We start from the raw sequence: 11,387 nt of genomic DNA on the forward strand, positions 1-11,387 counted from the left end.
TAAATGCTTACTTTTTAGCGCGCTCTTCGAGCATCGCTACTGCTGGCAATACTTTACCTTCCACGAATTCGAGGAAAGCGCCGCCGCCAGTGGAGATGTAGGAGATTTTGTCAGCAATGCCGAACAGGTCGATTGCTGCCAAGGTGTCACCGCCGCCTGCGATAGAGAACGCTTCGCTGTCTGCGATAGCGTTAGCAACGATTTCAGTACCTTTGCGGAAGTTCGGGAATTCGAACACGCCAACCGGGCCATTCCACAGAATGGTTTTCGCATTTTTCAGGATGTCAGCCAGCTGCTGTGCAGAAGCGTCGCCGATGTCCAGGATCTGCTCGTCTTCTTTCACATCGCTAACGGACTTCAGAGTAGCCGGTGCAGTTTCAGAGAATTCAGTCGCTACGCGAACGTCAGTCGGGACCGGGATGTCGCAAGTGGTCAGCAGACGCTTAGCTTCGTCAACCAGGTCAGCTTCGTACAGGGATTTACCCACGTTGTGGCCTTGAGCGGCAACGAAGGTGTTCGCGATACCACCGCCAACGATCAGCTGGTCAGCGATTTTTGACAGAGAATCCAGAACGGTCAGTTTGGTGGAAACTTTAGAACCGCCAACGATAGCAACCATCGGACGAGCAGGTTCTTTCAGTGCTTTACCCAGCGCATCCAGCTCAGCAGCCAGCAGCGGGCCTGCGCAAGCTACATCAGCGAATTTACCGATACCGTGAGTAGAAGCCTGTGCACGGTGAGCTGTACCGAAAGCGTCCATTACGAATACGTCGCACAGCGCAGCATATTTTTTGGACAGTGCTTCGTCGTCTTTCTTCTCGCCTTTGTTGAAGCGAACGTTTTCCAGAACCACCAGTTCACCGGCAGCGACTTCAACGCCGTCCAGGTAATCTTTTACCAGGCGAACCGGAGCAGACAGTTTGTCTTTCAGGTAGTTAACAACCGGCAGCAGAGAGAATTCTTCGTTGTACTCGCCTTCGGTAGGACGACCCAGGTGGGAAGTTACCATCACTTTCGCACCCTGTTTCAGGGCCAGTTCGATGGTCGGCAGAGAAGCACGGATACGCGCATCGCTGGTTACTTTCCCTTCTTTAACTGGTACGTTCAGGTCCGCACGGATAAAAACGCGTTTACCAGCCAGATCCAGATCGGTCATCTTAATTACAGACATGGTGAATCCTCTCGTTGATTCATAAAGTTTTGTCGACGCTCAAGCGTCGAGCCTGAAACCAATAGCAGCCATCGCTAACGTAGTGTCGAGCATACGGTTAGCAAAGCCCCATTCATTATCACACCAGACCAGCGTTTTGATCAGGTGAGCGCCACTCACACGCGTTTGCGTACCATCAACGATGGCGCTGTGCGGGTCGTGGTTAAAATCTACAGAGACCAACGGTAATTCCGTATAGTCAACTATACCATGAAATGCACCTTGTGCTGCTTTTTGCAGCAACTGGTTGACTTCACTGGCTTTTACTGGTTTTTTCACCGTCACGCTTAAGTCGATCGCCGTCACATTTATGGTCGGTACACGCACCGCTATCGCTTCAAAACGATCGTTAAACTGCGGGAAAATTCGCGTGATGCCCGCCGCCAGTTTGGTATCAACCGGAATAATCGACTGGCTGGCCGCTCGCGTGCGACGCAGGTCAGGATGATAAGCATCAATAACCTGCTGATCGTGCATCGCGGAGTGGATCGTGGTGACGGTACCAGACTCAATGCCGTAAGCATCATCCAGCAATTTAATGACGGGTATTATGCAATTCGTGGTGCAGGAAGCGTTGGAAACGATCCGGTGCTCAGCGCGCAGCTGATCCTGATTAACGCCATATACAACGGTTGCGTCGATGTCGTGACTACCAGGATGTGAAAAGAGCACTTTTTTTGCACCAGCGGCAATATGCGCCTCGCCGTGTTCGCGATTGCCGAAGACCCCCGTACAATCCAGCACGATGTCGACACCCAGTTCGCGCCATGGAAGTGCATCGAGTGTTCGCTCATGCAGAATGCGGATAGCGTCATCGCCAACGATGAGCTGGTCACGTTCCTGACGAACATCCCAGGCAAAACGTCCATGGCTGGTGTCATATTTCAACAAATGCGCCATGCCTGCAGCATCCGCAAGTTCGTTGATTGCCACCACGGTGATTTCCGCCCGACGCCCGGATTCATACAAAGCACGAACCACGTTGCGTCCGATGCGACCGAAACCATTAATCGCTACGCGTACGGTCATAGGTCTCCTGCAAGGATTTCTCAGAAACGATGTGGCAGACAGAGTAATGCAGCAAATCGCTCAGGGAAACCTTACCTGTCGCAAACTGCGACTAATTGGTTAATTGTCGAACATTTAATCGACTGAAACGCTTCAGCTAGAATAAGCGAAACGCGGAATAAAAGGAATGATTGTCCAGCAACAGAACACAGTTATCTGACTTGCGTCACATTTTAACGCCCTTCAACGCTAAATTTATTCCATATTCCAGAATGACGAATAACTTTAGCAAAATTATTTCGTTGTCGTGTTACACACCCTGATTTAAATCAGAAAGCCCCCTAACCTGCATCTAATCACCAGCGCGAGGTCCGAGTCCCGGAGCCCTTCAACGATGCCGCAGACGCTCTGGATAGCAGACTGCGCCGTGCGATTGCGCAACGCGCGGCGCGTTCCGGAAAAGCAAAAAAAAACGGGCCGCCTGAGCGACCCGTTTTCACCTGTAATCGAAATTACAGCAGTTCTTTAGCTTTCGCGACAACGTTGTCTACGGTGAAGCCGAACTCTTCAAACAGCAGCTCTGCCGGAGCAGACTCACCAAAGGTGGTCATACCGACGATTGCGCCGTTCAGGCCCACATATTTGAACCAGTAGTCAGCGATACCTGCTTCCACTGCAACGCGAGCGGAAACCGCTTTCGGCAGCACAGACTCACGGTAAGCGGCATCCTGTTTGTCGAACGCGTCGGTAGACGGCATGGAAACCACGCGAGCCTTCACGCCTTCGGCAGTCAGTTTGTCCCACGCAGCCACAGCCAGCTCAACTTCAGAACCGGTAGCGATGAAGATCAGTTCCGGCTGACCGTCGCAGTCTTTCAGCACGTAACCACCGCGAGCGATGTTTGCCAGTTGCTCTTCGGTACGCTCCTGCTGTGCCAGGTTCTGGCGGGAGAGGATCAGCGCGGTCGGGCCGTCCTGACGCTCAACACCGTATTTCCACGCAACGGCGGATTCAACCTGGTCACACGGACGCCATGTGCTCATGTTCGGGGTCACACGCAGAGAAGCAACCTGCTCTACCGGCTGGTGAGTCGGGCCGTCTTCGCCCAGACCGATGGAGTCGTGGGTGTAGACCATGACCTGACGCTGTTTCATCAGCGCAGCCATACGCACCGCGTTACGGGCATATTCCACAAACATCAGGAAGGTGGAGGTGTACGGCAGGAAACCACCGTGCAGGGAGATACCGTTCGCAATAGCGGTCATACCGAATTCACGCACACCGTAATGGATGTAGTTACCGGCAGTATCTTCGTTAATCGCTTTCGAACCAGACCACAGCGTCAGGTTAGACGGTGCCAAGTCAGCGGAGCCGCCGAGGAATTCAGGCAGCAGAGGACCGAAGGCTTCAATCGCGTTCTGAGAAGCTTTACGGCTGGCGATTTTCGCCGGATTAGCCTGCAGCTTAGCAATGAACTCGTTCGCTTTGGCGTCGAAGTCAGACGGCATTTCACCTTTCATACGACGGGTGAATTCAGCCGCTTCCTGCGGGTAGGCTTTCGCATAAGCAGCGAACTTCTCGTTCCATGCAGCTTCTTTTGCCTGACCGGCTTCTTTCGCATCCCACTGCGCGTAGATTTCAGACGGGATTTCGAACGGCGCGTATTTCCAGCCCAGCTGTTCACGGGTCAGTGCGATTTCTGCATCGCCCAGCGGTGCACCGTGAGAGTCGTGAGTACCCGCTTTGTTCGGAGAACCGAAACCGATGATGGTTTTGCACATCAGCAGGGACGGTTTGTCGGTTACTGCGCGTGCTTCTTCAACTGCGCGCTTAATCGCGTCAGCATCGTGGCCATCAACACCACGAACCACATGCCAGCCGTAAGCTTCAAAACGCTTCGCGGTGTCATCGGTGAACCAGCCTTCAACGTGGCCATCGATAGAGATGCCGTTGTCATCGTAGAACGCAACCAGTTTGCCCAGCTTCAGCGTACCAGCCAGGGAACATACCTCGTGAGAGATACCTTCCATCATGCAGCCGTCGCCCATGAAAGCATAGGTGAAGTGGTCAACGATGTCGTGACCTGGACGGTTAAACTGCGCCGCCAGCGTTTTTTCAGCGATAGCCATACCCACTGCATTCGCAATACCCTGACCCAGAGGACCTGTAGTGGTTTCAACACCCGCGGTGTAACCCACTTCCGGGTGACCCGGAGTTTTGGAGTGCAGCTGACGGAAGTTCTGCAGCTCGGACATCGGCAGATCGTAGCCGGTGAGGTGCAGCAGGCTATAAATCAGCATGGAGCCGTGGCCGTTGGACAGCACGAAGCGGTCACGGTCAGCCCAGGACGGGTTAGTCGGGTTGTGGTTCAGGAAATCACGCCACAGGACTTCGGCAATGTCAGCCATACCCATCGGGGCACCCGGGTGACCGGATTTGGCTTTCTGTACTGCGTCCATGCTCAGCGCACGAATAGCATTGGCAAGCTCTTTACGTGAGGACATTTTGACTCCAGATCGGATAATGAAGGCTGAGCCCTTAACGACTTGACGACAGCGCGTTTTGGGCTACGCCGGAAAAAAGTGCCAACAATGTAACCCAAGCCGCGTGTCATGTACATGGAGCATCCTTTTGCCGCTTCAGAAATCTCTGGATCATGCGCGCAAGTTGCGCAATCTTCTCGCCCGCGTATTGTTCTTTTCTTTATACTTAGGCCGAGCGTCGGTTCACCTGCAAACGACGTAATTTTTAGAATAATCCTGACTTTGTGCGGAAGAGAAAAAATGAAAATTCGCGCTTTACTGCTTGCTACGAGCATGGCTGCGGCATTGACCGGCTGCCAGAACATGGACTCCAACGGACTGCTTTCTTCTGGCGCGGAGGCTTTTCAGGCCTACAGTCTGAGCGATGCTCAGGTAAAAGCGCTGAGCGATCAGGCCTGTAAAGATATGGACAGCAAGGCTACTATCGCCCCGGCCAGCAGCGAGTACGCAACGCGTCTTGGCAAAATCGCCGCCGCGCTTGGCGATAACATTAACGGCCAGCCGGTGAACTACAAAGTCTATATGGCGAAAGATGTGAATGCCTTTGCCATGGCAAACGGCTGTATCCGCGTGTACAGCGGCCTGATGGATATGATGACCGACAACGAAGTCGAAGCGGTGATCGGCCATGAAATGGGCCACGTCGCGCTGGGTCACGTGAAAAAAGGTATGCAGGTTGCGCTGGGTACCAACGCCGTACGTGCAGCGGCGGCATCCGCTGGCGGTATTGTCGGCAGCCTGTCGCAGTCGCAATTGGGCGATCTTGGCGAGAAACTGGTGAACTCGCAGTTCTCCCAGCGTCAGGAATCCGAGGCGGATGATTACTCGTATGATTTGTTGCGCAAACGCGGGATCAATCCGGCAGGTTTAGCCACCAGCTTTGAGAAACTTGCCAAACTGGAAGCTGGACGTCAAAGCTCAATGTTTGACGATCACCCGGCATCCGCAGAACGTGCGCAACATATTCGCGATCGCATGAGCGCAGACGGGATCAAATAACCGTTAATCGTGCCGGATGCGGCGTGAACGCCTTATCCGGCCTACAAACATCAACCAGCTGTAGGCCGGATAAGCGTTAGCGCCATCCGGCAAAACAACTTACTCGCCTTTTTTCGCTGCCTGGATGTACAGCATTTCCAGAGCCAGCGTAGCCGCCGCCAGTGCGGTGATCTCTGACTGATCGTAGGCCGGAGCCACTTCAACAACATCCATCCCGACGATATTCAGATCTTTCAGACCACGTACCAGCTTGATCGCGCGATCGGAAGTCAGACCGCCAATCACTGGCGTACCGGTACCCGGCGCAAACGCAGGATCCAGGCAGTCGATATCAAAGGTCAGATACACCGGCATATCACCGACAATCTGCTTAACCTGGGCGGTGATGTCATCCACGCTGCGATCGTTCACCTGGCAGGCATCCAGCACGGTAAAGCCGTTGTCTTTGTCGAATTCGGTACGAATACCAATCTGCACAGAGTGATTCGGATCGATCAGACCTTCGTTCGGCGCAGTGTAGAACATGGTGCCGTGGTCGAATTCGCAGCCGTTCGCGTAGGTATCGGTGTGGGCATCAAAATGCACCAGCGCCATTTTACCAAAATGCTTAGCGTGTGCGCGCAGCAGCGGCAGCGTGACGAAGTGGTCGCCGCCGAAGGAGAGCATGCGCTTACCGGCAGAAAGCAGCTTCTCAGCATGCGCCTGCAGTTTTTCACTCATTTCACGCGCATCACCGAAGGCATAAACCAGATCGCCGCAGTCCACCACGTTCAGGCGCTCGCGCATATCGAAGTTCCACGGGAAGCGGTTATGCTCCCACGCCAGGTTAGTGGAAACCTGACGGATCGCCGCCGGACCATGACGCCCGCCCGCACGACCAGACGTTGCCATATCAAACGGTACACCGGTGATCACCCAGTCGGCGTCGCTGTCGTACGGCATGAAGTTCATCGGCAGACGTAAAAAACCAAAGGCGTTAGAAACCAGGGAGTTGTCGTATTGATGACCTAAGGTGCTCATGTACTGACCTCTTTAAAAATCGATGAAAAAAAATCCCCTCCGCGTCGTTAAGCCCGACGAGGAAGGGATTGATTTGGTAGCTGCATATTTACGGCAAATTATCGCCGTTATTTTGTACGGATTCAAGTAAGTGCCACAAATGCGGCTTCGCTTTATCCGGCCTACTTTCGTAGGCCCGGTAAGCGTAGCGCCAGCAGGCATTTATCGTTACTCATCTTCCAGATAAGTATAACCGTACAGACCGGCCTCAAACTCTTCGAGGAACTGTTGCTGCAGCTCGGTATCCAGATCGGTGTTTTTCACCTGGTCACGGAACTGCGTCAGCAGGGTATTCGGATCCAACTGCACGTACTGCAGCATATCCGCCACGGTATCCCCTTCGTCGGACAGCTCAACTTCTACGCTGCCGTCAGGGAAGACGAACACGTCAACCGCTTCGGTATCACCAAACAGGTTGTGCATGTTGCCGAGGATCTCCTGGTACGCCCCCACCATAAAGAAGCCCAGCATCGGCGGGTTCTCCGGGTCATATTCCGGCATCGGCATGGTGGTCGCAATGCCATCACCGTCAACGTAGTGGTCGATAGCGCCATCAGAGTCACAGGTGATATCCAACAGCACCGCGCGGCGCTCAGGTACCTGATTCAGTCCTTCCAGCGGCATTACCGGGAACAGCTGATCGATCCCCCACGCATCCGGCATCGACTGGAACAGCGAGAAGTTGACGTAAATCTTATCCGCCATACGCTCCTGCAGCTCGTCGATAATCGGGCGATGCGCGCGGTTGCTCGGGTCGAGTTGTTTCTGCACTTCATGGCACATGTTCAGATAAAGCTGCTCAGCCCACGCACGCTCTTGCAGGCTAAAGGTACCTGAAGAGTAACCAACGTGAATATCGTGCAGATCCATCTGGCTGTCGTGCAGCCATTCACGCAGCGAACGGCGAGTTCCCGGTTCATGCATTTCTTGCCAGGTTTCCCACATACTTTGCAGAGCACGCGGCGCATCATCAGCCGGAGGCGTTGCTTCTGTGTGTTCGCTACGCTCAACGCCGATAATGTTAGATACCAGCACGGTATGGTGCGCGGTAACCGCGCGGCCAGACTCGGTGATTACCGTCGGATGCGGCAGACCGTGTTCTTCACAGGCGTCGCCAATTGCCCAGATGATGTTGTTGGCGTATTCGTTCAGGCCGTAGTTTACGGAACAGTCAGACTGCGAACGGGTACCTTCGTAATCCACGCCCAGACCACCGCCCACGTCGAAGCACTGGATATTAACGCCAAGCTTGTGCAGCTCAACGTAGAAACGCGCCGATTCACGTACGCCGGTGGCGATATCACGAATGTTCGCCATCTGCGAGCCAAGGTGGAAGTGCAGCAACTGAATGCTGTCCAGACGACCGCGCTCGCGCAGAATTTCGACCAGTTGCAGCACCTGGTTTGCCGCCAGGCCGAATTTCGATTTTTCCCCGCCTGAGGACTGCCACTTGCCAGAGCCCTGCGACGCCAGACGCGCACGCACGCCCAGACGCGGAACGACATTCAGGCGTTCAGCTTCATCCAGCACGATTGCAATTTCAGACATCTTCTCGATGACCAGATAGACCTTATGGCCCATCTTCTCGCCAATCAGCGCCAGACGGATATATTCGCGGTCTTTATAACCGTTACACACGATCACGCTACGGGTCATTCCGGCATGAGCCAGAACGGCCATCAGTTCAGCTTTGGAACCCGCTTCCAGTCCCAGCGGTTCGCCGGAGTGGATCAGCGATTCAATCACGCGGCGGTGCTGGTTGACCTTGATCGGGTAAACGAGGAAATAGTCACCGTTGTAACCGTAAGATTCACGGGCACGTTTAAACGCGGCGTTAATCGAACGCAGACGGTGTTGCAGGATCTGCGGGAAGCAGAACAATGCAGGCAAACGCTGGCCCTGCGCTTCACGGGCTTTCACCAACTCAGCAAGGTCAACGCGCGCTTCGGGTACGTCCGGATCCGGGCACACGCTGATGTGACCCAGTTCATTGACGTCGTAGTAGTTATTACCCCACCAGGCAATATTGTAAGTACGCAGCATCTTGCTGGCTTCCTGGGAACTCATTGCAACCTCCTGCATGGAGCGTAGTACACCGTGTTCGCCTGCTGACGAAGGCGAACCCAAAGAAATGTCGTCAGACATAGCGAACCTCAATTTTATTAACAAGTGTAAAACAGTTGACTACTATCGCAATCCGAAGACGCGATAACAACCCAAATACAGGCAGAATTTGCAGCAGATAGTGCTGACGCTCCGACTGTGCGACCGGTTTCTTTTTCATATCAATGTAAACACGTAACCGAACTTAATGCTGACGGTTCGGCGAAACCACGAGAAAACTCTTGTTTACCAAGAGCGCCCTTGTTCAGTTCTTAGTGACCGTTACCGGCTCTTGAGTCCTGAGATACGCCGAGATGGGTATACACTTCATCCTTCATGCAGCCTCTTTGTTGGCTACGCTCATTCGCCCCAGTCACGTACTACTCGTACGTTCAGGAGACTCATTCACTTGCCGCCTCGACGCAGCATAAATGATTTTGTGTATATAACATCGACAGGTATGCAAAGCAGAGATGCAGATTGCGGGGGACATATGTACACCAGAACGGTGCGACAGATTCTGCAGAATACAACGGTTCATTATCTCGTATCACCTCCACGGTTGCTCCTTACGGAACGAACCCACAAGCCAAAGCTAAAGTTTTAACCCGGCTGGAAGTGGCAACACGATGAAAACGTCGTGTGCTTTTGTCTATCCTAAATAATTCGAGTTGCGGGAAGGCGGCAACGCAGAGAGTCCCCGGGAGCTTACATGAGTAAGTGACTGGGGCGAGCGAGGAAGCCAACGCACATGCAACTTGAAGTATGACGGATATGAGCCGCGCGCCGCGTTTTATACCGATAAGAAAGTCAAAAAGCAAAAGATAAATATGCACATTGCCAGCACCGTCAGGAAAAATTTCCAGTTACATTTTCAGTACAATGCGACCTCAATCAAAAAAAGCTGGAAATCAGGCGAAGAACTGTCCTAAAATAGCCGTCCAGATGTTAATCCATCTATACCGATTAACACTCAGACTGCCAGTGTCCGTCATCTGCAGACTCATGGTAGAATCTTCTACACATGGCTATTCCACTCGACAGTTTGAGCTAACCAAATTCTCCTTAGGTGAAATTAAATATGGCAAAACACCTTTTTACGTCCGAGTCCGTATCAGAAGGGCATCCTGACAAAATCGCTGACCAAATCTCTGATGCTGTGCTGGATGCAATCCTGGAACAGGATCCAAAAGCACGCGTTGCCTGCGAAACCTACGTCAAAACCGGTATGGTTTTAGTTGGCGGTGAGATCACCACCAGCGCATGGGTCGATATCGAAGAGATCACCCGTAACACGGTTCGCGAAATTGGCTATGTGCATTCCGACATGGGCTTTGACGCCAACTCTTGCGCGGTACTGAGCGCGATTGGTAAACAGTCTCCGGACATCAACCAGGGTGTTGACCGTGCCGATCCGCTGGAACAGGGCGCAGGCGACCAGGGCCTGATGTTTGGTTATGCAACCAACGAAACCGACGTGCTGATGCCAGCACCTATTACCTATGCTCACCGTCTGGTGCAGCGTCAGGCTGAAGTGCGTAAAAACGGCACCTTATCCTGGCTGCGTCCGGATGCCAAAAGCCAGGTAACCTTCCAGTATGACGACGGCAAAATCGTCGGTATTGATGCGGTTGTTCTGTCTACTCAGCACTCTGAAGATATCGACCAGAAATCGCTGCAAGAAGCCGTTATGGAAGAGATCATCAAGCCGGTACTGCCGACTGAATGGCTGACCGCTTCGACCAAATTCTTCATCAACCCAACTGGTCGTTTCGTTATCGGCGGCCCGATGGGCGACTGCGGTCTGACCGGTCGTAAAATCATCGTTGATACCTACGGCGGCATGGCGCGTCACGGCGGCGGTGCATTCTCTGGTAAAGATCCGTCTAAAGTTGACCGTTCCGCAGCCTATGCAGCCCGTTACGTAGCGAAAAACATCGTTGCCGCAGGCCTGGCTGACCGTTGTGAGATTCAGGTTTCCTACGCAATCGGCGTGGCAGAACCGACATCTATCATGGTGGAAACGTTCGGTACTGAAAAAGTGCCTTCAGAGCAGCTGACCCTTCTGGTGCGTGAGTTTTTCGACCTGCGCCCGTATGGCCTGATTCAGATGCTGGATCTGCTGCACCCGATTTACAAAGAAACCGCTGCTTACGGTCACTTTGGTCGCGAACATTTCCCATGGGAAAAAACCGACAAAGCACAGTTGCTGCGCGACGCTGCCGGTCTGAAGTAATTTAAACCAGACTTAACGCTTATGAAGACCAGCCTCGCGCTGGTCTTTTTTTATACCTATTTCCTCTCCCACATCCATCACCAAACCGCGCTGATTACTATTGCTTTAAATGAAAATGAAAGCGATTACATCACACCATATTTCCCTCTACCTTGAATTAACATCTCTTATCCAGCACACTTGCATCACTGTTACATTATATTTCATCATTGTCTTAAATTCAGACGAC

The 11,387-nt window shown here is 53.0% G+C and carries 8 protein-coding genes and 1 pseudogene; 2 read left to right on the forward strand and 7 right to left on the reverse strand.

Annotated elements, in window-relative coordinates; genetic code table 11:
• Positions 1-7: 7 nt before the first annotated feature.
• From pgk to tkt, 3 genes are all read right to left on the reverse strand, one after another.
• Positions 8-1,171 (reverse strand): phosphoglycerate kinase, encoded by a 1,164-nt coding sequence (gene pgk / locus OGY67_RS08475; protein ID WP_003027032.1) that lies wholly within the window; start codon positions 1,169-1,171, stop codon positions 8-10.
• A 39-nt stretch (positions 1,172-1,210) separates the two neighbouring features.
• Entirely contained in the window at positions 1,211-2,239 is a 1,029-nt protein-coding gene (gene epd, locus OGY67_RS08480; protein ID WP_008785759.1) for an erythrose-4-phosphate dehydrogenase, read from the reverse strand.
• Positions 2,240-2,730: 491 nt separating this feature from the next.
• The gene (tkt, locus tag OGY67_RS08485; RefSeq protein ID WP_003825453.1) at positions 2,731-4,722 is read right to left on the reverse strand and encodes a transketolase; all 1,992 of its coding nucleotides are present in this window, start codon (positions 4,720-4,722) and stop codon (positions 2,731-2,733) included.
• 279 nt (positions 4,723-5,001) lie between these two features.
• On the opposite strand from tkt, the gene loiP reads away from it, so the two are divergent.
• A complete protein-coding gene (loiP, locus tag OGY67_RS08490; protein WP_003825452.1) occupies positions 5,002-5,760 on the forward strand; it encodes a metalloprotease LoiP in 759 nt (252 codons plus the stop codon).
• Positions 5,761-5,859: 99 nt separating this feature from the next.
• Here loiP and speB read toward each other — a convergent pair whose 3' ends face one another.
• The 4 genes and pseudogenes from speB to yqgG form a co-directional block, all read right to left on the reverse strand.
• Positions 5,860-6,780 carry an agmatinase gene (gene speB, locus OGY67_RS08495; protein WP_234692668.1) on the reverse strand — a complete coding sequence of 307 codons (921 nt, stop codon included), beginning with the start codon at positions 6,778-6,780 and terminating at the stop codon, positions 5,860-5,862.
• A gap of 207 nt (positions 6,781-6,987) precedes the next feature.
• Entirely contained in the window at positions 6,988-8,964 is a 1,977-nt protein-coding gene (speA, locus tag OGY67_RS08500) for a biosynthetic arginine decarboxylase (protein ID WP_071692619.1), read from the reverse strand.
• Positions 8,957-9,103, reverse strand: a complete 147-nt coding sequence (gene yqgB / locus OGY67_RS08505; protein ID WP_071692618.1) for an acid stress response protein YqgB — start codon at positions 9,101-9,103, stop codon at positions 8,957-8,959. The genes speA and yqgB overlap by 8 nt, the downstream gene beginning before the upstream one ends.
• 258 nt (positions 9,104-9,361) lie before the next feature.
• Positions 9,362-9,463 (reverse strand): annotated as a pseudogene (yqgG, locus tag OGY67_RS08510) (small protein YqgG); the annotation flags it as partial.
• A 540-nt stretch (positions 9,464-10,003) separates the two neighbouring features.
• Between yqgG and metK the strand changes: the two are divergent.
• Entirely contained in the window at positions 10,004-11,158 is a 1,155-nt protein-coding gene (gene metK / locus OGY67_RS08515; RefSeq protein WP_020996311.1) for a methionine adenosyltransferase, read from the forward strand.
• Positions 11,159-11,387 lie beyond the last annotated feature (229 nt).

It is taken from the genome of Citrobacter sp. Cpo015, assembly GCF_030333035.1.
Classification (GTDB): domain Bacteria; phylum Pseudomonadota; class Gammaproteobacteria; order Enterobacterales; family Enterobacteriaceae; genus Citrobacter; species Citrobacter portucalensis.

Coding starts and splice junctions, on each gene's coding strand:
- speA (WP_071692619.1), bottom strand. CDS start 8,964: ATGTCTGACGACATTTCTTTGGGTTCGCCTTCGTCAGCAGGCGAACAC.
- tkt (WP_003825453.1), bottom strand. CDS start 4,722: ATGTCCTCACGTAAAGAGCTTGCCAATGCTATTCGTGCGCTGAGCATG.
- speB (WP_234692668.1), bottom strand. CDS start 6,780: ATGAGCACCTTAGGTCATCAATACGACAACTCCCTGGTTTCTAACGCC.
- loiP (WP_003825452.1), top strand. CDS start 5,002: ATGAAAATTCGCGCTTTACTGCTTGCTACGAGCATGGCTGCGGCATTG.
- pgk (WP_003027032.1), bottom strand. CDS start 1,171: ATGTCTGTAATTAAGATGACCGATCTGGATCTGGCTGGTAAACGCGTT.
- metK (WP_020996311.1), top strand. CDS start 10,004: ATGGCAAAACACCTTTTTACGTCCGAGTCCGTATCAGAAGGGCATCCT.
- epd (WP_008785759.1), bottom strand. CDS start 2,239: ATGACCGTACGCGTAGCGATTAATGGTTTCGGTCGCATCGGACGCAAC.
- yqgB (WP_071692618.1), bottom strand. CDS start 9,103: ATGAAAAAGAAACCGGTCGCACAGTCGGAGCGTCAGCACTATCTGCTG.